The organism is Chromobacterium sp. (assembly GCF_041912965.1).
Lineage (GTDB): Bacteria > Pseudomonadota > Gammaproteobacteria > Burkholderiales > Chromobacteriaceae > Chromobacterium > Chromobacterium aquaticum.
On sequence record NZ_JAYSGF010000044.1, the window covers coordinates 22,500 to 40,759 of the forward strand.

Annotated in this window: 21 protein-coding genes; 15 read left to right on the plus strand and 6 right to left on the minus strand. The window is 64.0% G+C overall.

Annotation, left to right across the window (positions count from 1 at the left end):
* Positions 1 to 97: 97 nt before the first annotated feature.
* Positions 98 to 499 carry a hypothetical protein gene (locus ACE3QM_RS19230; protein ID WP_231464450.1) on the minus strand — a complete coding sequence of 134 codons (402 nt, stop codon included), beginning with the start codon at positions 497 to 499 and terminating at the stop codon, positions 98 to 100.
* A 164-nt stretch (positions 500 to 663) separates the two neighbouring features.
* Between ACE3QM_RS19230 and ACE3QM_RS19235 the strand changes: the two genes are divergently transcribed.
* Positions 664 to 1,170, plus strand: a complete 507-nt coding sequence (locus tag ACE3QM_RS19235) for a WbuC family cupin fold metalloprotein (RefSeq protein WP_231464453.1) — start codon at positions 664 to 666, stop codon at positions 1,168 to 1,170.
* A complete protein-coding gene (locus ACE3QM_RS19240) occupies positions 1,157 to 1,906 on the plus strand; it encodes a PAS domain-containing protein (protein WP_231464456.1) in 750 nt (249 codons plus the stop codon). The genes ACE3QM_RS19235 and ACE3QM_RS19240 overlap by 14 nt, the downstream gene beginning before the upstream one ends.
* Before the next feature lie 148 nt (positions 1,907 to 2,054).
* Here ACE3QM_RS19240 and ACE3QM_RS19245 read toward each other — a convergent pair whose 3' ends face one another.
* Entirely contained in the window at positions 2,055 to 2,462 is a 408-nt protein-coding gene (locus ACE3QM_RS19245; protein ID WP_231464459.1) for a hypothetical protein, read from the minus strand.
* A 292-nt stretch (positions 2,463 to 2,754) separates the two neighbouring features.
* Here ACE3QM_RS19245 and ACE3QM_RS19250 point away from each other — a divergent pair, with 292 nt between their 5' ends.
* Entirely contained in the window at positions 2,755 to 3,051 is a 297-nt protein-coding gene (locus ACE3QM_RS19250; protein ID WP_231464462.1) for a hypothetical protein, read from the plus strand.
* A gap of 155 nt (positions 3,052 to 3,206) precedes the next feature.
* On the opposite strand, the gene ACE3QM_RS19255 is transcribed toward ACE3QM_RS19250, so the two are convergent.
* The 3 genes from ACE3QM_RS19255 to ACE3QM_RS19265 all read right to left on the minus strand — a co-directional run bounded on the left by ACE3QM_RS19255 (position 3,207) and on the right by ACE3QM_RS19265 (position 4,998).
* Positions 3,207 to 3,674 (minus strand): DUF1842 domain-containing protein, encoded by a 468-nt coding sequence (locus ACE3QM_RS19255; RefSeq protein ID WP_374424132.1) that lies wholly within the window; start codon positions 3,672 to 3,674, stop codon positions 3,207 to 3,209.
* Positions 3,675 to 3,922: 248 nt separating this feature from the next.
* Positions 3,923 to 4,450: an RDD family protein gene (locus tag ACE3QM_RS19260; RefSeq protein ID WP_374424134.1), complete on the minus strand. Its 528-nt coding sequence runs from the start codon at positions 4,448 to 4,450 to the stop codon at positions 3,923 to 3,925.
* Positions 4,451 to 4,452: 2 nt separating this feature from the next.
* Positions 4,453 to 4,998 carry a gamma carbonic anhydrase family protein gene (locus ACE3QM_RS19265; protein ID WP_019104212.1) on the minus strand — a complete coding sequence of 182 codons (546 nt, stop codon included), beginning with the start codon at positions 4,996 to 4,998 and terminating at the stop codon, positions 4,453 to 4,455.
* 59 nt (positions 4,999 to 5,057) lie between these two features.
* Here ACE3QM_RS19265 and ACE3QM_RS19270 point away from each other — a divergent pair, with 59 nt between their 5' ends.
* Entirely contained in the window at positions 5,058 to 7,091 is a 2,034-nt protein-coding gene (locus ACE3QM_RS19270; RefSeq protein ID WP_374424136.1) for a M3 family metallopeptidase, read from the plus strand.
* A gap of 209 nt (positions 7,092 to 7,300) precedes the next feature.
* On the opposite strand, the gene ACE3QM_RS19275 is transcribed toward ACE3QM_RS19270, so the two are convergent.
* Positions 7,301 to 7,477 (minus strand): hypothetical protein, encoded by a 177-nt coding sequence (locus tag ACE3QM_RS19275; protein WP_156183916.1) that lies wholly within the window; start codon positions 7,475 to 7,477, stop codon positions 7,301 to 7,303.
* Positions 7,478 to 7,696: 219 nt separating this feature from the next.
* Between ACE3QM_RS19275 and xth the strand changes: the two genes are divergently transcribed.
* The 11 genes from xth to ACE3QM_RS19330 all read left to right on the plus strand — a co-directional run bounded on the left by xth (position 7,697) and on the right by ACE3QM_RS19330 (position 18,036).
* Entirely contained in the window at positions 7,697 to 8,470 is a 774-nt protein-coding gene (gene xth, locus ACE3QM_RS19280; RefSeq protein ID WP_048410862.1) for an exodeoxyribonuclease III, read from the plus strand.
* A gap of 260 nt (positions 8,471 to 8,730) precedes the next feature.
* Complete coding sequence (locus ACE3QM_RS19285; protein ID WP_048410857.1) at positions 8,731 to 8,985, plus strand: cytochrome C oxidase subunit IV family protein; 255 nt, start codon at positions 8,731 to 8,733, stop codon at positions 8,983 to 8,985.
* Positions 8,986 to 8,995: 10 nt separating this feature from the next.
* On the plus strand, positions 8,996 to 9,799 hold the full coding sequence (locus ACE3QM_RS19290; RefSeq protein ID WP_374424139.1) for a CbbQ/NirQ/NorQ/GpvN family protein: 804 nt from the start codon (positions 8,996 to 8,998) through the stop codon (positions 9,797 to 9,799).
* Between the two features lie 5 nt (positions 9,800 to 9,804).
* Positions 9,805 to 11,634 (plus strand): nitric oxide reductase activation protein NorD, encoded by a 1,830-nt coding sequence (locus ACE3QM_RS19295; protein ID WP_374424141.1) that lies wholly within the window; start codon positions 9,805 to 9,807, stop codon positions 11,632 to 11,634.
* 619 nt (positions 11,635 to 12,253) lie between these two features.
* Positions 12,254 to 12,466: a DUF3079 domain-containing protein gene (locus ACE3QM_RS19300; protein WP_048410854.1), complete on the plus strand. Its 213-nt coding sequence runs from the start codon at positions 12,254 to 12,256 to the stop codon at positions 12,464 to 12,466.
* A 77-nt stretch (positions 12,467 to 12,543) separates the two neighbouring features.
* Complete coding sequence (locus ACE3QM_RS19305) at positions 12,544 to 14,226, plus strand: nitrite reductase (RefSeq protein WP_269325976.1); 1,683 nt, start codon at positions 12,544 to 12,546, stop codon at positions 14,224 to 14,226.
* A gap of 50 nt (positions 14,227 to 14,276) precedes the next feature.
* Positions 14,277 to 14,585: a c-type cytochrome gene (locus tag ACE3QM_RS19310; RefSeq protein WP_048410852.1), complete on the plus strand. Its 309-nt coding sequence runs from the start codon at positions 14,277 to 14,279 to the stop codon at positions 14,583 to 14,585.
* On the plus strand, positions 14,567 to 14,902 hold the full coding sequence (locus tag ACE3QM_RS19315) for a cytochrome c (protein ID WP_374424144.1): 336 nt from the start codon (positions 14,567 to 14,569) through the stop codon (positions 14,900 to 14,902). Before ACE3QM_RS19310 ends, ACE3QM_RS19315 begins: the two co-directional genes overlap by 19 nt.
* Positions 14,863 to 16,056, plus strand: a complete 1,194-nt coding sequence (locus ACE3QM_RS19320) for a cytochrome D1 domain-containing protein (protein WP_374424146.1) — start codon at positions 14,863 to 14,865, stop codon at positions 16,054 to 16,056. Before ACE3QM_RS19315 ends, ACE3QM_RS19320 begins: the two co-directional genes overlap by 40 nt.
* Positions 16,057 to 16,058: 2 nt before the next feature.
* Positions 16,059 to 17,057, plus strand: coding sequence for an Lrp/AsnC family transcriptional regulator (locus ACE3QM_RS19325; protein ID WP_048410849.1), 999 nt, complete (start codon positions 16,059 to 16,061; stop codon positions 17,055 to 17,057).
* Complete coding sequence (locus ACE3QM_RS19330) at positions 17,044 to 18,036, plus strand: Lrp/AsnC family transcriptional regulator (RefSeq protein ID WP_374424149.1); 993 nt, start codon at positions 17,044 to 17,046, stop codon at positions 18,034 to 18,036. The genes ACE3QM_RS19325 and ACE3QM_RS19330 overlap by 14 nt, the downstream gene beginning before the upstream one ends.
* The last annotated feature ends 224 nt before the right edge of the window (positions 18,037 to 18,260 follow it).

Below are 18,260 nucleotides of genomic sequence, written 5' to 3' on the forward strand. Positions count from 1 at the left end.
TGGTTTGTTCACTATTTCTGATATGGCTGGCTGATTAAATAGTATGCATTTGATGCCGGGTTGCCGGGTAAGATGACAGATTAATGCTGTCGTAGTGCTAGTCAATTTCCCAACCTGGTGGACAGGTCGGGTAAGATATCCAGTAACTCAGAGAGCGGCGCTCTGCCGAATCCCCCCATTGGTAAATGCCTGAGCCGTTGAAATAAAAAACGGGTTTGTGTGCGACATATCCAACAACCGAGGCTTTGCAGTAAAAAAATGGGGATGTCAAAAAATCGATGACCGATAGCTCATCTATACATGTTAGTTGTGCGACGCGGTCTTCTATTGATGCGTAATTGGCGATGCACTTGGTCCGGTCGCCAGTTTTCGACAAGCTGTCCAGCATGTCGAATTCTTCATTTGGCAATGCTCGTACATGCTCCGAAACAACACGCACGAAATCGGCTCTGAACGGAATTAACCCTTCCATCCGGTAGCTGGATAGGTTTTTATGCATATAGTTAACATTATCCATGGCGGTCAAATTTTAAGAGGGTGCAGGGAGCCGATCATATAGATACAGCAGCAGGACATCTCCGAAAAAATGATAATTCACGATGTCAGCTTTAAGTGTTATGATATGATCATTGCGTTCATTTTGTTCTAGAAAGAACATTTCAGATGAGTGTAGTTGATGCGAAAAAATCAAAGTTGATCAGCAGCGCGGATGTCGAAGCGGTGATACGTGAAAGCAAGGCACTGCCTAGAAAACGTGTGCCTATCCTGGTTCATGACAGTTACGATGAGATGCCGCAGCGCTTTGTCAATTGCATGTCGGCCAATTCCTATATCAGACCGCATCTGCATGAGAATAATAATCAGTGGGAACTGGTGATCTGGGTTTCTGGGGAAATGCTGGTGCTGATCTTTAATGAAGATGGCTCCATCTCAAAAAGAATCGAGTTTGGCCAGGACAAGAATCGGATCGTTGAAATTCGGCAGAACCAATACCATGCCTTTGTTCCCATGTCGGACTGTGCCTATTTTGAGGTTAGAAACTGTAAATTTGACCCTGATAGTGATAGACGGTATGCGGCCTGGGCTCCGGATGAGGCCAGTGCAGGCGTGGATGATTTCTTCGCTTGGATGAAAAGCGCTGAAGTTGGACAGCGGTATGCAGAATCTTAGTCTGTATTTGCAAATCATAGACAGTAGCCCGGTACCTACTTTCTGGAAAGATGCCGCCCTGAACTTTGTCGGTTGCAATGATGCTTTTCTGGACATGGTTGGTGCCATGCAGCGCTCCGAATTCATCGGCAAAAAAGATATCGACTTGCCATGGAGCCCGAATTGGGAGGAGTACGAGCGAGATGACCGCCATGTGTTGCAGACAGGGACGCCGATTTCCAGGCTGGAAGGCATCCCATCCAGTGATGGCAGCATAGTCCTGTCACAAACCACCAAGCATCCCCTGATCAAGAATGGCAAGGTCGTCGGCATCGTTGGCTACTGCAAAGACGTCACCTTGGAAAAAAAACTCAAAGACGCCGAAGCAGAGAAACAGATTGAGAAGATCAATTCCAAGTTGATCGCGCTAGTGGAGAAATTCGTTAACGATGCCCGGCTATGCCAGGTTGAGATCGTGAATGAACGGATAGGTCTGAAAAGTCCGAACAACAAGCTGGTGATTGCTGCGCCCTTGAGCAAGCGCGAAACCGAAATCCTGTATTGCCTGTCCCTGCATAAGACACCAAAGGAGATTTCCCGAATTCTGTCGCTGGCGCATGGCAGAGAGGTGTCGATTCGCTCGGTGCAAACCATCATCAATGAAAAGTTGTACTCCAAGCTGGATGTGCACTCCACCAGCCACCTCATAGAACGGGCAGCCGCCCTGAATCTGATTCCGCTGCACATGCCGAAGTAGAGTGGCTGTGTGTCGCGTTCTTCTCGGCCAAGGCTCGGCACTTACACTTTGCCGCGGCCCCCGTCTATCCCAAAACGGAAGCACATTGTCAGACCGTACGAGCTGAAGTGGCATCAGTTCGTACGGCCTATGGCCTCATCGGTCTAGCTCAAGGCTGGTTATAGCTGTATTCGATGCCGTTGATCGTGGATTTGAAGCCGTAGCGTGGGAAGGCCGGGTTCGGCTTCTTGGCGAGGTAGGCATCCGCCAGCGCCTCGGCCGCCTGGCGGTAGAACTTGCCCTGGTTCTTGTTGTACCAGGGGTCGTCGTGCGGGTTGGGGCTGAATTTATAGCTTTGATCGCGGCCGCCGGCGATATAAATGCGGATGCCGCGCGCGCCGGGGCCGGAACCGCCGCTTTTCTGCTCCACATAATTGAAGGTGATGCCGCTTTTTTTGTAATCGGGCAGGCTGCCGCTGATATTGGCGGCCAGCGCGCCGCCGGCGGTCAGTGTCAGCGCGCTGACCGCGAGCAAGGCCGCAACGCGGCGAAACAGGAAGTGGAGGGGTGGATGCATGGGACACCTTTCTGAAATGGTTGAGAGCGCTTGGCCGGTAACGGCTGCGTTCAATGCCATCGGGATGGATGGGGAGGCGTTAGCGTCGTGAATGGCGCTTAAATGTCGCCTATTTATACAAATGGCAATTAACGTACAACTTTGAATGCCATTTGGATTTAGACGATAGGCGAGCCCACGGCGCGCAGCAAGTCTTGCATGCCAGTCCTTAAGGCCGGGCTGGCGAAACCCCGGAGCCGGCGATGTTTACCGATTGCGGCCGACGAGTGCTGGCCTATGCTGAGAAGGTGGCATGGCGTGGTTGGAAAGCAGGTTTGAGATGGAAGAACGGGACTTGGTGGGCGGCGGCATTCCGATGGCGCAGCTCAAGCTGGAGTTGCTCGCCACTGGCGTATTGCTTATCTCGGTGTACGAGGTAGACGATGAGGAGGCGTTTTTCGTTTACGAGGCCCGCAACGATTTCGACCCGGATGCGGTGCTGGCCGCCGCCGAGGCGAGTTTGGATCCGGTGCGGCTGAGCGTGTTCAAGCATGTGTTTTTTCCGGCCACGGACGATGTCGAAGATGGATCGGAAGAGGGCGACGGCTAAGCCGCCGGCGCTGTGTGGATAAGATGCCAACCCCGCGGATGCGGGGTTTTGCTTTTTCGCAGTGGCGGCCGCCGCGCGCGGCATGCGCAAAGCCCGCCTGGGGGCGGGCTTCGGGTGCTGATGGATGGCCCGGTCCCGGAACCGGGCGCATGCGCTTAGCGCAGGTTCAGCGCCTTGATCGCGCTATTGATCTCCTCCGCCAGGCGCACTTCCTGACCCAGCTGCTCGTGCCATTGCTGGTTCTGGAAGAAGGCGTAGCGCGCCTTGGAGCCGTTGCCGGCTTGCCAGCCGTCTTTCAGTTGGCCGTCGAAGAAGAACTGCTCCAGCAGCGCATGGCCAGCCGCGTGGGCCTGGTTTTGCGCGTGCTGCTCGTGCAGGCGCGGCGAGCCGATCAGATGCAGTTCGATGTCACGGCCCTGCTCTTCGTAGCGGCCCTGGATCGGGTGTTCGAACACCAGCGGCTGCAGCGTGGCGTGAGTGATGGTGGCGCGGCCGGTGATGTGACGCGACGGGGTGTACACGGTCAGGTCCAGCCGCAGGTTCAGGCCGCCCGCCTGGCCGGGTTTGTTGACGTTGTAGCTGATGATGAACAGGCCGGATTTTTGATCGCGATCGATAGTCATGTTTGGACTCCTTGAGATCAATGACATCAGAAGAGAAGTTGGAGCGTCCGGTGGGACGTCCAGGCCCAATGGCGATGTGCGAACCGTGGCGGTAACCGCGGCTGCCCTGTAGTTATATAACTTTTGTTTTTATTTTCTGCCGTACTTAATGGCAGTTGGAAATAAAGAGGCGATGGGGCTTGCGCGCGGGATTAGGGAACAAGGAGGAGGGAAAGCGCGCCGCCGGAGTTTGGCGGCGCGAGGGAAAATCAGGCTTGTTGCTCGAAGCGCACAGGCTGTTTGCCCAGGCGCTTGGCCCGCACCACCACGGTGCCGGCGATCTTGTCGTGCCAGCCCTGCTTGCGGGCGTCCAGGCCCACCCAGATCAGGCCCAGCATGAAGGGGAAGCAGGACACGAAGTAGCCGAGATAGCGCAGCGCCGCCTGCATCGGCGTCATCGGCGCGCCGGTCTTGGCGTCCACGATGCGCGCGCCCAGCAGCATCTTGCCCGGCGTGCTGCTTCTGAACCACCAGAACGCCAGCACCGCCGCCGCCGGCAATATCCAGTTGATCAGCAGGCTGGCCAACGGGCTCAGCTCGAAACCGCCTTGAAGCATGAAGGCCTGCATCATCCAGCCGTCGCCGCTTTCCGCCATGCGGCTGGTTTCGCCGCCGCCGCGGGCCAGCAGCCAGATCACCGGCGCCAGCACCAGGCACAGCAGCAGAGTGTCGACCAGGCTGGCCAGCACCCGCAGCCAGAAGCCGACGTATTCCAGTTCTTCCGCGCCGTCTTGCATCTTCAATCCTCCAGATTGGGCTTGTGCTTGGCCGCCACGCGCAGGTAGTGCTCGGCGGAGTATTGGAAATAGGCCAGTTCCTTCTCGGTCAGCGGCCGCGCCTGCTTGACCGGGTTGCCCAGGTAGAGATAGCCGGATTCCAGCCGCTTGCCGGGCGGCACCAGGCTGCCGGCGCCGATCAGCACCCGCGGTTCGATCACCGCGCGGTCCAGCACGATGCTGCCGATGCCGACCAGCACCTCGTCGCCTATGGTGCAGCCGTGCAGGGTGACGTGGTGGCCGATGGTGACATTGCGACCTATCACCAGCGGCGCGCCGGCCGGGTCCGCGGCGCTGCGGTGGCTGACGTGCAGCATGGCGAAATCCTGGATATTGGAATTCTCGCCTATGCTGATGGCGTTGACGTCGCCGCGGATCACCGCACAGGGCCAGACCGACGCGCCCTCCGCCAACGAGACCTCGCCGATGACCACCGCCGCCGGGTCGATGTAGCAGCTGTCGTGGATCTGCGGCTGATGCCCGTCATAAGGGCGGATATTGCTTTTCATCGGTCTGTCCTCATCTGAAATCGGGTAAAGTTCCTATCATACCCCCACAGGATGCCAATATGAGCCAGAACCCCTTGCTGGACTTTTCCGGGCTGACCCGTTTCGCGGAGATCAAGCCGGAGCACATTTCCCCCGCCATCGACGAATTGCTGTCCGCCGCGCGCGCCGCGGTGAAGCGGCTGACCGCGGAGCAGGGCGCGCCCAGCTGGGAAAGCTTTGTCGATCCGCTGACCGACGCCACCGAGCATCTGGGCCGCGCCTGGGGCGTGGTGGGCCACCTGAACGCGGTGGTGAACACCCCGGAGCTGCGCGAAGCCTACAACGCCAACATCCCGCGCATATCCGAGTTCTGGACCGAGATGGGCCAGAACCTGGAGCTGTACGCCCGCTTCAAGGCGCTGGCGGCCAGCCCGGAGCACGCGGATTACAGCGCGGCGCGCAAGAAGATTGTGTCCAATGATCTGCGCGATTTCCGCCTGTCCGGCGCGGAATTGCCGCAGGCGGAAAAAGAGCGCTTCGCCGTCATCCAGACGCGGCTGGCCGAGTTGTCCGCCAAGTTCGAGCAAAACGTGCTGGACGCCACCGACGCCTTCAGCCTGTACATCGAGGACAAGGCCGAACTGTCCGGCGTGCCCGAGGATTCGCTGGAACTGTTCGCCGCCGCCGCGGCCGGCGACGACAAGAGTGGCTACAAGATCACGCTGCAATTCCCGTTCTACTTCCCGGTGCTGCAATACGCCGACAACCGCGCGCTGCGCGAAAAGCTGTACCAGGCCAATGTGCAACGCGCATCGGAGTTCGGCCCGTCCGACCGCGACAACAGCCCCATCATCCGCGAAAAGCTGAAGCTGGCGCGCGAGGAAGCTCAGCTGCTGGGCTTCGCCAACTTCGCCGAACTGTCCTTGTTCACCAAGATGGCGGAAAGCCCGGAACAAGTAATCGCCTTCCTGCGCGACCTGGCCGCGCGCGCCAAGCCGTTCGCGGTCAAGGACCGCCAGGAACTGGAAGCCTTCGCCGCCGCCGAACTGGGCCTGGCCAAGCTGGAAGCCTGGGACCTGGCCTATGCCGCGGAAAAACTGCGGGTGGCGCGCTACGCCTTCTCCGAGCAAGAAGTGAAGCAATACTTCCCGGAAAGCAAGGTGCTGCCCGGCCTGTTCGGCGTGGTGTCGACGCTGTTCGGCATCGAGGTGCGCCCGAGCAGCGCGCCGGTCTGGCATCAGGACGTGCGCTTCTTCGACATCCACAAGGACGGCCAACTGGTCGGCAGCTTCTACTTCGACCTGTACGCCCGCGACGGCAAGCGCTCCGGCGCCTGGATGGACGACGCACGTGGCCGTCGCAGCAAGAGCGGCCAGGTGCAGACGCCGATTGCCTACCTGACTTGCAACTTCACCCGCCCGGTGGGCGACAAGCCGGCGCTGTTCACCCATGACGAAGTGATCACCTTGTTCCATGAGTTCGGCCATGGCCTGCACCATATGCTGACCCGCGTCGACGAACTGGGCGTGGCCGGCATCAACGGCGTGGAATGGGACGCGGTGGAGCTGCCTAGCCAGTTCCTGGAAAACTTCGCCTGGGAATGGGACGTGGTGCAAGGCATGACCAGCCACGTGGACAGCGGCGCGACCTTGCCGCGCGAGCTGTTCGACAAGATGCTGGCGGCCAAGAACTTCCAGAGCGGCATGGCCACGGTGCGCCAGCTGGAATTCGCCTTGTTCGACCTGCAGCTGTACAGCGGCTTCGACGCCGACAAGGGCAACTGGCTGGCCTTGCTGGACGAAGTGCGCAGCGAAGTGGCGGTGAACTTCCCGCCGGCTTACAACCGCTTCCCCAACAGCTTCAGCCACATCTTTGCTGGCGGCTACTCGGCCGGCTACTACAGCTACAAATGGGCGGAAGTGCTGTCCGCGGACGCCTACGCCGCTTTCGAAGAAGCCGGCGGCGCCAATCCGGACACCGGCAAGCGCTTCTGGGATGAAATCCTGGCGGTGGGCGGCAGCCGCCCGGCCTTGGAATCCTTCCGCGCCTTCCGCGGCCGCGACCCGCAGATCGACGCGCTGCTGCGCCATTCCGGCATGGTGGAGACGGCTTGAAACGAGCGTTTTATGCCGAGGGAAAAATAATCCGGTTTGCGCCGGAACTCTTGTGAAGCGCCGTGGCTCTAATTTTTTGCTCAGTGGGTTATCTCCAGAGCAGCAAGCGAGCCAGACGCATATCAGGGTAGATTGATATAGTGTCTATTGTGCGCCTCCGTGCAGACGGAGGCGCCTTTTTTTTGCCGCGGATCGCGCGGCAAAAAGATTCAGTCGTCCCGCTCTGGTTTGGCGGACGGCGGCAGCGGCTGCAGGGTGTGGCGGTGCTGGAAGGTGGGGGTCCGCATCGAGAATGGCGGCGTCAACGGTGCCAGACGAGGACGGTTGGGGTTGCGCGTCGGGCACAATGCCTGTTGCGCGTCGTGCTGCTTGTGCTTGATAGTCAAGAACTTGCTCCGGTTACGACGACATTTCGATCATAGGCCGGCGTTTCCGGCGTTGGCAAATCCGCCGCGCCGGGGTGTTGTTTATTTGTTTAAACGAATCTGTTTAATTTGGCGTCAAATAATCAACATTGGCGCCGCTTGCAGGGCAAGGCTTGGCAGTGCCGCGCGCTGCGGTTATGGTGTCGGCCTTTGCCTGAAAAACTATTGGAGAGCCCGCTGATGCGTTTTGCCACCTGGAACGTCAATTCCCTCAAGGTCCGCCTGCCGCAAGTGATCCAGTGGCTGTCCGACAGCCCGGTGGACGTGCTCTGCCTGCAAGAATTGAAGATGGATCAGGACGTGTTCCCGCTGGCCGAGATCGAAGCGGCCGGCTATCGCGCCGCCTGGTTCGGCCAGAAAACCTATAACGGCGTGGCCATCCTGGTGCGCGCGCCGCTGGAGCTGGAAGACGTGGTGTGCGGCATTCCCGATTACGGCGACGAGCAGCGCCGGGTGATCGCCGCCACGGTGAACGGCATCCGCGTGATCTGCGGCTACTTCGTCAACGGCGAGGCGGTGGATTCGCCCAAATATCCGTACAAGCTGGAATGGCTGGCCAATCTGGAGCGCTACGTCACCGCCGAACTGCAGCGCCATCCGCAGTTGCTGCTGCTGGGCGACTACAATATCGCGCCGGAAGACCGCGACGTGTACGACCCGGAAAGCTGGCACGAACAAGTGCTGTGCAGCACGCCGGAGCGCGAGGCCTTCCGCCGCCTGATCGCGCTGGGCCTGAGCGACAGCTTCCGCCTGTTCAACCAGGAAGAGAAGCAATACAGCTGGTGGGACTACCGCGCGATGATGTTCCGCCGCAACAAGGGCGTGCGCATCGACCACATCCTGGTCAGCGACGCCTTGAAGCCGCGCGCGCTGGAATGCGTGATCGACAAGGCGCCGCGCAAATGGGAACGCCCGTCCGACCACACCCCGGTGGTGCTGACTCTGGCCGACTGAGCGCCGTCCAAGCTTGGCCCGACGCGCCCGTGACAAAGGCAGGGGCGCGCTTCCTTCCCTAAGAACCTGTTCAAAGTCTGCTGCGCGTCGTGAAGCGTTGCACGGTGAGTACGAGCTCAAAATGCTCATGTACCACGAGCACATTCCGCTTTTTCGCTCGTTTTCGCCTTGTCTCGCCCTTGCCCGCGAGCCTTTGAACAGGCGCTAAAGCCTTATTTCGCATCAAGGCGGCCGCCGCGCCGCGCCGGCATCATGCCGTCATGACTCATCCCACCCCATCTGTGCAAATCGGCCTGTGGCTGCTGCTGTCCGGGCTGACCCTGCTGGCGGCCTGGCTGGCCGAAGGCGGTCGGCTGCCGTCTCTGGCGCTGATCGCGCTGGGCCTGGCCTGGTTCAAGGGCGTGCTGCTGGTGGAACACTATATGGGCCTGCGCCATGCGCCGCGCTGGCTGCGCGCGCTGGTGCAGGGCTGGCTGGCGCTGGTGTCGGCCGCGCTGCTGCTCAGCTTTATCTGAAGGAATGCCGATGAACGCGCCAGAAATCCTCGATATCCCCGTGCCCTTTTACCAACCGCAGGGCGCCGAGTGCGAACTGTTCGAAGCCGCCTGGCGCCAGCAACTGCCGGTGCTGATCAAGGGGCCCACCGGCTGCGGCAAGACCCGCTTCGTCGCCCATATGGCGGCCAGGCTGGGCCTGCCGCTGATCACCGTCTCCTGCCACGACGACCTGAGCGCCGCCGACCTGGTGGGCCGCCACCTGATCGCCGACGGCGCCACCGTCTGGTGCGACGGCCCGCTGACCCGCGCGGTGCGGATAGGCGGCATCTGTTACCTGGACGAAGTGGTGGAAGCGCGCAAAGACACCACCGTGGTGCTGCATCCGCTGACCGACGACCGCCGCATCCTGCCGGTGGAACGCACCGGCGAAGTGCTGCAAGCGCCGCCGGGCTTCATGCTGGTGGTGTCCTACAATCCCGGCTACCAACACGTGCTGAAAACGCTGAAGCCCAGCACCCGCCAGCGTTTTGTCGCCATGAGCTTCGATTTTCCGCCGCCGGAAGTGGAAGTCGGCGTGCTGACGCGGGAAAGCGGCGTCAGCGAGGCGCTGGCGCGCCAACTGGTGACGCTGGCCGGTCAGCTGCGGCGCTTGTCCGGCTATGACCTGGAAGAAGCCGCCAGCACGCGGCTGCTGGTGTACGCCGCCAAGCTGATCCAGGCCGGCCTGCCGCCCTGGCAAGCCTGCCGCACCGCGCTGGCGGAACCGCTGAGCGACGACGCCGACACCGTGGCGGCGCTGCTGGCGGTGATCCAGACCCAATTCCCCGGCTGAGCGACATGGAAGACATCGTCGGCGGCTGGTGGGACAAACTGGCGCGGCGCGCGGCGCGGCGCGGCTTTCCGGAATACGCGGCGGAGCTGGCGCAAGTGACGGCGCAGGCGCCGCTGTTCTTCCGCGCGATGGGCGGCGACCCGGCATTGGCGCTGCGCTCCACCGTGGGCACCGAACACGGCGCGCGCCGCGGCTGGCTGCAGCGGCTGGCCGGCACCGGCGCGCGGATGGAGCTGGCCTGGCAGGACAGCCAGGCACTCTACCTGCCGGAACGCATCGACTGTTTCCCCAGCGCTGCGCTCAACCGAGACTGCTACTTCTGGCTGCTGGCCCAGGCCGCCTATGCGGCCGACAGCGACGGCGACTGGCTGAGCCGCAACCGCCTGGCCGCGGCGCGCGCCTTGGCGGCCATGCCCGGCCTGGCCGCCCTCTACCGCCGGCTGGCGGCGGCGGTGCTGGAGCAGCGGCCGGAGCCCGCCGGCCTGCCGCCGGCGGAGGCCGAGGTGGAACGCGCGATCCAGGCGGCGCTGAGCCGGCCGGAACAAGCGGTGACACTGCCGCCGCTGAGCCGGCCGCCGCAGCCGGTGCCGCTGTGGCTGCACCCGGAACCGCCGCTGACGGACGCGGGCGGGCAGGGCAGCCGCCATGCCGACGGCGAACGCGGCGGCGGCAAGGACGCCCAGCGCCAACGCCGCCGCTACCGCGCCCGGCGCATGGAACAGGACCAGCGCAAGAACGGCATGCTGATGGTGTTCCGCGCCGAGAGCCTGTTCACCTGGGACGAATACGTCAAGGTCAACCGCCACAACGACGACGACGATGACGGCAACGGTGAAATCGCCGCCGAAGACATGAACCGGCTGACCCTGGGCCAGGACGCCCATACCCGTGGCAGCCGTTTGCGTTTCGATCTCGACCTGCCGGCCGCCGCCTACGACGACACCCCGCTGGGACCGGGCATCAAGCTGCCGGAATGGCACTGGAAGCGGCAATGCTTGGTGGAGGACCATTGCCTGCTGCGGCCGATGCTGCCGCGCGATGCCGCGCCGGCCCCGTTGCCGGAACGCTTGCAGCCGCTGGCGCGCCGGCTGCGGCGGCAATTCCAGGCGCTGGCGCCGGAACGCCGCCGGCGCAGCGGCGAAACCGCCGGGCCCGACATCGACCTGGACCGGCTGATCCGCTTCCTCGCGGAACGACGCGGCGGCGCGGCGCTGAGCGAGCCGGCGCTGTACCAGGACTGGCCGCCGGGCGAACGCAGCCTGGCCTGCCTGACCCTGGCCGACCTGTCGCTGTCCACCGAAAGCTGGCTGGGCGAAACCGGCCGGGTGATCGACGTGATCCGCGACAGCCTGTTGCTGTTCGCCGAGGCGCTGGCCGCCAGCGGCGACGACTTCGGCCTGTACGGTTTTTCCTCGCTGCGGCGGCAGGAGGTGCGGCTGCAGATCCTGAAGGACTTCGCCGATCGCTACGACGACGACGCCCGCGGCCGCATCCTCGCCATCCGGCCCGGCTACTACACCCGCATGGGCGCGGCCATCCGCCAGTGCACCCGCATCCTGAGCGAGCGGCCGGCGCAGCGGCGTCTGCTATTGCTGATCTCGGACGGCAAGCCCAACGATCTGGACCACTACGAAGGCCGCTACGGCATAGAAGACACGCGCCAGGCGGTGCTGGAAGCCCGCCGCGCCGGCCTGACGCCGTTCTGCGTGACCATAGACCGGGAGGCGGGCGACTACCTGCCGCATTTGTTCGGCCGCAATGGTTATGCGCTGGTGCGGCAGGCGGAGCGGTTACCGCAGGCGTTGACCAGGCTGTATGCCAGTCTGACGGCGTGAGAACCTGCCCAAAGTCTGCTGCGCGTCGGCGATACGGCGTTGAAAACGTCTTCGAAATGCTCATGTACCGAATGTACATTCCGCTTTCTCAGCCGTTTTCGCCTTGTCTCGCTCTAGCTCGCGAGACTTTGAACAGGTTCTGAGCTCGGCAAACAAAACCCCTGATGCCGCATTGGGCCGACTTGCCTCAGGGATTTTGTTAGCCGCTCTAGCGGGCTGAATGGCCATTGTTTGATGTCGCGCCAAGTCCGTCTGCGCTATGCATGGCATGGTTCCGTTTCTTTTTCATGTTCCTGAGGGGCGGGTTAAGAGACGTAGGCAAATACGAATTCGACGCGCCCCTGCTCCCTTCAAGCCTGCCGACGGGTGGCAGGCCCGAGGTTTTAAGCGGCTGCCTGTTCGAGCAGCGCGACGTTAGCGCGCTGCGAGTTCAGCCGCGCCTCGGGCCTGACGGGACCCGGCGGGAAGCCGCAGGCCAGGCTTGCAGGGCGGCCTTTAGGGTAAAGGGAGATTTGGCCGCGCAAATCTCCCTTTCCGTTTGCCGGGCGGAACCGGCCCTAAATCATCATCCGCGAAGCGGATTCGAAAATGATGAACATCGCGAACACAGAAGGATTCCATGGCCAAAAAATTCCCGCTGCACCCCGCCCATCCTGAACGCATCTGCTGGGGCTGCGACCTCTATTGCCCCGCCAACTCCCTGCAGTGCGGCAACGGCTCCAGCCGTACCCAGCATCCGGCGGAAGTGCTGGGCGACGACTGGTATCAATACGGCGACTGGGGCCTGGAAGATTCCCCGGTCACCGGACAGGACGGCTCCGGCAAGCGTTGATTCGAATCAAGGCTGTCTGTATGCGTCCGGGATGATCATGCTCGCAAAAGGGTTATTCCTAACGCTGGAGCGCTACCATGAAGTCTCCGAAGCAGTCCCTGTTCACCAAGAGCGTCTTGCTCGCCCTGTTGCCGCTGGCAGCGGCCCCCGTCTGGGCGGACACCGCCGCCCCGCCCGCCGGCGAGGCGATGCACCAGAACGCCAACGCCAAAGCCCCGCCGATGACCGAGGCGGAATTCACCCGCGGCAAGCAAATCTACTTCGAACGCTGCGCCGGCTGTCACGGCGTGCTGCGCAAAGGCGCCACCGGCAAGGCGCTGACGCCGGACATCACCCTGGCGCGCGGCACCGAATACCTGAAAACCTTCATCAAATACGGCTCCCCGGCCGGCATGCCCAACTGGGGCACCTCCGGCGAATTCAACGACCAGCAAGTGGACCTGATGGCGCGCTATGTGCAGCAAGAGCCGCCCACCCCGCCGGAATTCGGCATGCAGGACATGCTGGCCACCTGGAAAGTGCAAGTGCCGGTGGACAAGCGTCCGCGGCGCAAGGAAAACCAGCTGGACATCTCCAACCTGTTCTCCGTCACTCTGCGCGACGCCGGCGAAATCGCGCTGATCGACGGCCACAGCAAACAGATCGTCAGCGTGATCAAGACCGGCTACGCCGTGCACATCTCCCGGCTGTCCAAATCCGGCCGCTACCTGTACGTGATCGGCCGCGACGGCAAGATCAACCTGGTGGACCTGTGGATGGCCAAGCCGGACAGCGTGGCGGAAATCCGCATCGGCCTGGAAGCACGCTCGGTGGAAACCTCCAAATACCGCGGCTACGACGACAAGCTGGCGGTGGCCGGCGCTTACTGGCCGCCGCAATACGTGATCATGGACGGCGCCAGCCTCAAGCCGTTGAAAATCGTCGGCACCCGCGGCATGACGGTGGACAACGAATACCACCCGGAACCGCGCGTGGCCTCCATCGTGGCCAGCCATTACAAGCCGGAATTCGTGGTCAACGCCAAGGAAACCGGCAAGATCATGATGGTGGACTACTCCGACCTGGCCAACCTCAAGACCACCACCATAGACGCCGCCAAATTCCTGCACGACGGCGGTTTCGACGCCAGCGGCCGCTACTTCATGGTGGCCGCCAACGCCTCCAACAAAGTGGCGGTGGTGGACACCAAGCTGGACAAGCTGGCGGCGCTGGTGGACGTGGGCAAAACCCCGCACCCCGGCCGCGGCGCCAACTTCACCGATCCGCAATACGGGCCGGTGTGGGCCACCAGCCACCTGGGCGACGACAGCATCAGCCTGGTGGGCACCGATCCGGAAAAACACAAGGCCCAGGCCTGGAAAGTGGTGCGCACGCTGAAAGGGCAGGGCGGCGGCTCGCTGTTCATCAAGACCCATCCGCAATCCGCCAATCTGTGGGTGGACACCGTGTTCAATCCGGACGCCAAGCTCAGCCAGAGCGTGGCGGTGTTCGACATCAAGCACCTGGACAAGGGCTTCAGCATGCTGCCGATAGGCGAATGGTCCGGCCTGAGCGACGGCGCCAAGCGCGTGCTGCAACCGGAGTACAACAAGGCCGGCGATGAAGTCTGGTTCTCGGTGTGGAGCGCCAAGGACAAGCAATCCGCCATCGTGGTGGTGGACGACAAGACCCGCAAGCTCAAGGCGGTGATCAAGGACCCGCGCCTGGTCACCCCCACCGGCAAGTTCAACGTCTACAACACCCAGCACGACATCTATTGACCCCGCCAGAACGCCTGCCGGGCGCGGTCCGGCGGGCGGAGGAGACTGCAATGAAAACAAGCCTGATCCTGGCCTGCGCCGCCCTGGCGCTACATGCGCTGCCGGCCGCGGCCGCCGCGCCGGAAGCGCTGCTCAAGCAGCACAACTGCCTGGCCTGTCACGCGCTGGACGCCAAGCTGGTGGGGCCGTCCTACCAGCAGGTGGCCGCCAAGTACAAGGGGCAGGACGTCGCCGCCAAGCTGATGGACAAGGTGAAGCAGGGCGGCTCCGGCAGCTTTGGCCCGGTGCCGATGTCGCCCAACCCGCAAGTGCCGGACGCCGATCTCAAGGCCATGGTGCAATGGATCTTGAACCGCTGATCCGCGGCGCGGCGGTAGCGCTGCTGCTGTGCTGCGGCAGCGCCATCGCCGCGCCGGCGGCCCCCGCGCCGGAGCGGGCGGCCCAGTTGCGCCACCTGGTGCGCCAGGACTGCGGCGCCTGCCACGGGCTGAGCCTGGGCGGCGGGCTGGGCAGCCCGCTGACGCCGGCGGCGCTCAAGGACAAACCCGACGCCAGCCTGGCCGCCGTGATCCTGGCCGGCCGGCCCGGCACCCCAATGCCGCCCTGGCGGCCATTCCTGACGGAAGAAGAAGCGATATGGCTGGTTTACTGGTTAAAGCAGGGCGCGCCGCCCTGATTCCGGCGCTGGCCGCGCTGCTGGGCGGCTGCGCCGCGCCGGCGCTGCGCGGCACCGGCGATCTGGGCGTGGTGATAGAACGCGCCAGCGGTAGCGTGCAAGTGGTGGACAATACCCGCGCCGAAAGCCTGGGCCGGGTGGAAGGGCTGGGCGATCTGTCCCACGCCTCGGTGGTGTTCTCGCGCGACGCGCGCTACGCCTACGTGTTTGGCCGCGACGGCGCCATCAGCAAGGTGGACCTGCTGCGCCAGCGGCTGGAACGGCGCGTGGTGCAGGCCGGCAACAGCATAGGCGGCGCCATCTCCTCGGACGGCCGCGTGCTGGCCGCGCAAAACTACCAGCCGGGCGGCGTGCGCCTGTTCGACGCCGCCACGCTGGCGCCGCTGGCCTCGGTGCCCGCCGCGCCGGGCGCGGACGGCAAACCCTCGCGCGTGGTGGGCCTGGCGGACCTGCCGGGCCGGCGCTTCGTTTACGCGCTGTTCGACGCCGACGAAATCGACGTGCTGGACGCCGCCGACCCGGCCCAGCCGCAACTGACCCGCTACCGCGACGCCGGCAAGCGCCCCTACGACGGCCTGGCCAGCATGGACGGCCGCTACTTCCTGGCCGGGCTGTACGGCGAAGACGGCTTGTCCCTGCTGGACACTTGGCGGCCGGAGCAGGGCGTGCGCCGCATCCTGGCCGGCTACGGCCGTGGCCAGCAGCCGCTGCCGGTGTACAAGATGCCGCATCTGCGCGGCTGGGCGCTGGCCGGCGATTACGCCTTCCTGCCCGCCATCGGCCGCCACGAAGTGCTGCTGGCGGACAACCGCAGCTGGGCGCAACTGGCCGCCATCCCGGTGCTGGGCCAGCCGGTGTTCGCCATGGCGGAACCGTCCGGCCGGCGCGTCTGGGTCAATTTCGCCTTCCCGGACAACGACAAGGTGCAAGTCATCGACGTGCCCACGCGCAGCGTGATCGCCACCCTGAAGCCGGGCAAGGCCATCCTGCACATGGAATTCACCCCGCGCGGCGACGCGGTGTGGCTGTCCAGCCGCGACGACGACAAACTGGTGGTGGTGGACACCGCCAGCCTCAAAGTGCTGCGCGAACTGCCGGCGCGGAGTCCGTCCGGCATCTTCTTCAGCTGGCGCGCCAGCCGCATCGGGATGTGAACATGGAGCTACCGCATACCGAACCAGCCCTGCTGCGGCTGATCAACGGCTGCCAGCGCGGCTTTCCGTTGCTGCCGCGCCCGTTTGCCGCGCTCGCCGCCGGCATGGAACCGGGCTGGAGCGAAGCCCGGCTGCTGGCCGCGCTGCAACAAGCGCAGGCGGCCGGCCTGCTGACCCGCGTCGGCGCGGTGTTCGCGCCCAATACCGTGGGCAACAGCACCCTGGCGGCGATGGCGGTGCCGGCGCAGCGGCTGGAAGAAGTGGCCGCCTTTGTCAGCCGCCAGCGCGAGGTCAACCACAACTACCGGCGCGACCATCATTACAATCTGTGGTTCGTCGTGGCCGCCGCCTCCTCGGCCGGCGTCGCCGCGGCGCTGAGCCGCATCCGCCTGGCCACCGGCATCCGCCCGCTGGACCTGCCGCTGCTGCGCGAATACCACATCGACCTGGGCTTCTCCTTCCTGCCCGATGCCGCGCCGGCGGCGCAGGACGCGCCCGCGGCGGCGGACGACCCCGGCCTGGGCGCCGGCCAGCGCCAGCGCCTGCTGGCGGCGCTGTCGCCGGGCCTGCCGCTGACCGAGCGGCCTTATCAAGCGCTGGGCGCGCAATGCGCGCTGAGCGAAGCCCAGACCCTGGCGCAAATCGCCAGCTGGCAGCGCCAGGGCGCCATCCGCCGCCTGGGCATGGTGGTGCGCCACCGGGAACTGGGCTATCGCGCCAACGCCATGTGGGTGTGGCGCATCGACAATGAGACCGAACGCGAGCGCGTGGCGCTGGCGCTGGCGGCGGAAGCGGCGGTCACCCTGTGCTATGAACGGCCGCCGCGGCCGCCGGACTGGCCCTACCAGCTGTTCACCATGATCCACGCCCGCGATGCGCAAAGCCTGGACGCCGTGCTGGCCGACATCCGCCACCGGCACGGGCTGGAACGGCTGCCGCAGGCGGTGCTGCGCTCCACCCGGCGCTACAAACAAACCGGAGCCTGTTATGGATACGCCTGAAGCGATAGACAGGCTGGAAGCGCTGGACGCGCGGCTGATAGACCGGCTGCAAGGCGGCTTCCCGCTGGCGGCGCGGCCCTATGCCGTGGCCGGGCGCAGCCTGGGCATCAGCGAAGACAGCCTGATCCGGCGCCTGCGCGAGCTGCTGCACGCCGGCGTGCTCAGCCGCTTTGGGCCGATGTACCAGATAGAACGCCTGGGCGGCCGCTTTGTGCTGGCCGCGCTGGCGGTGCCGGAAGCGCGCTTCGACGAAGTGGCCGCCGCCGTCAACGCGCTGCCGGCGGTGGCGCACAACTACCGCCGCGAACACCGGCTCAATATGTGGTTCGTGCTGGCCGCGGACAGCGCGGACGCCATCGACGCCGCCCGGCGCGGCATCGAACTGGTGACCGGCCTGGCGGTAAGCCTGTTTCCCAAGGAGCGGGAATACTTTGTGGGCATGCGTTTTCAGGTGGGCGGCGCGGCCCCGGTGGGCGCCGCCGCCGGCGCGCGGTGTGCGGGCGAACCGGCCGCGCTGAGCGCGGACGACCGGCTGCTGATCCGCGCCACCCAGGCCGGCCTGCCGCTGTGCCGGCAGCCCTACCGCGATATTGCGCGGCAACTGGGTTGGACCGAGGCCGAAGTGACGGCCAAGCTGGCGCGCTGGCTGGAGCAGGGCGTGGTGCGCCGCATTGGCGCGGTGCCCAACCATTACGCCATCGGCTACCGCGCCAACGGCATGGCGGTGTTCGACGTGGCCGACGAACAAGTGGACGCGCTGGGCGCGCAACTGGGCGGCCTGGACGCGGTCAGCCACTGCTACCGCCGTCCGCGCCAGCCGGGCTGGCCGTACAATCTGTTCGCCATGCTGCACGGCAGCGAGCGGCCGGCGGTGCTGGCCGCGGTGGACGACGCGCGCGCCTTGCTGGGCGAGGCCTGCCGTAGCCACGAGGTGCTGTTTTCCAGCCGGATTTTGAAGAAAACGGGCTTGAGGTTGTGAGGACCGGTTCAAGGTCTCGAGGGATAAGAATGAGGCAAGGCGTTGTAGCTGAAGAAGTGGAATGATCAAGAGCTTATGAGCATTTTGCAGCGAGTGCTCATCGTGCAATATGCCTATTGAAGCGCAACTAATATTGAACGACTTACCTGGTTTAGGCGCGGAAGGCTCCTTCCCGCATCTGGCCTTCCGCCACGCGGTCAGCGCCACCATCGTTTCCGGCCAAC

Coding starts and splice junctions, on each gene's coding strand:
- ACE3QM_RS19295 (WP_374424141.1), top strand. CDS start 9,805: ATGGAAGACATCGTCGGCGGCTGGTGGGACAAACTGGCGCGGCGCGCG.
- ACE3QM_RS19270 (WP_374424136.1), top strand. CDS start 5,058: ATGAGCCAGAACCCCTTGCTGGACTTTTCCGGGCTGACCCGTTTCGCG.
- ACE3QM_RS19330 (WP_374424149.1), top strand. CDS start 17,044: ATGGATACGCCTGAAGCGATAGACAGGCTGGAAGCGCTGGACGCGCGG.
- ACE3QM_RS19310 (WP_048410852.1), top strand. CDS start 14,277: ATGAAAACAAGCCTGATCCTGGCCTGCGCCGCCCTGGCGCTACATGCG.
- ACE3QM_RS19325 (WP_048410849.1), top strand. CDS start 16,059: ATGGAGCTACCGCATACCGAACCAGCCCTGCTGCGGCTGATCAACGGC.
- ACE3QM_RS19240 (WP_231464456.1), top strand. CDS start 1,157: ATGCAGAATCTTAGTCTGTATTTGCAAATCATAGACAGTAGCCCGGTA.
- ACE3QM_RS19260 (WP_374424134.1), bottom strand. CDS start 4,450: ATGCAAGACGGCGCGGAAGAACTGGAATACGTCGGCTTCTGGCTGCGG.
- ACE3QM_RS19235 (WP_231464453.1), top strand. CDS start 664: ATGAGTGTAGTTGATGCGAAAAAATCAAAGTTGATCAGCAGCGCGGAT.
- ACE3QM_RS19305 (WP_269325976.1), top strand. CDS start 12,544: ATGAAGTCTCCGAAGCAGTCCCTGTTCACCAAGAGCGTCTTGCTCGCC.
- ACE3QM_RS19315 (WP_374424144.1), top strand. CDS start 14,567: ATGGATCTTGAACCGCTGATCCGCGGCGCGGCGGTAGCGCTGCTGCTG.
- ACE3QM_RS19285 (WP_048410857.1), top strand. CDS start 8,731: ATGACTCATCCCACCCCATCTGTGCAAATCGGCCTGTGGCTGCTGCTG.
- ACE3QM_RS19320 (WP_374424146.1), top strand. CDS start 14,863: ATGGCTGGTTTACTGGTTAAAGCAGGGCGCGCCGCCCTGATTCCGGCG.
- ACE3QM_RS19265 (WP_019104212.1), bottom strand. CDS start 4,998: ATGAAAAGCAATATCCGCCCTTATGACGGGCATCAGCCGCAGATCCAC.
- xth (WP_048410862.1), top strand. CDS start 7,697: ATGCGTTTTGCCACCTGGAACGTCAATTCCCTCAAGGTCCGCCTGCCG.
- ACE3QM_RS19255 (WP_374424132.1), bottom strand. CDS start 3,674: ATGACTATCGATCGCGATCAAAAATCCGGCCTGTTCATCATCAGCTAC.
- ACE3QM_RS19230 (WP_231464450.1), bottom strand. CDS start 499: ATGCATAAAAACCTATCCAGCTACCGGATGGAAGGGTTAATTCCGTTC.
- ACE3QM_RS19300 (WP_048410854.1), top strand. CDS start 12,254: ATGGCCAAAAAATTCCCGCTGCACCCCGCCCATCCTGAACGCATCTGC.
- ACE3QM_RS19290 (WP_374424139.1), top strand. CDS start 8,996: ATGAACGCGCCAGAAATCCTCGATATCCCCGTGCCCTTTTACCAACCG.
- ACE3QM_RS19245 (WP_231464459.1), bottom strand. CDS start 2,462: ATGCATCCACCCCTCCACTTCCTGTTTCGCCGCGTTGCGGCCTTGCTC.
- ACE3QM_RS19250 (WP_231464462.1), top strand. CDS start 2,755: ATGGCGTGGTTGGAAAGCAGGTTTGAGATGGAAGAACGGGACTTGGTG.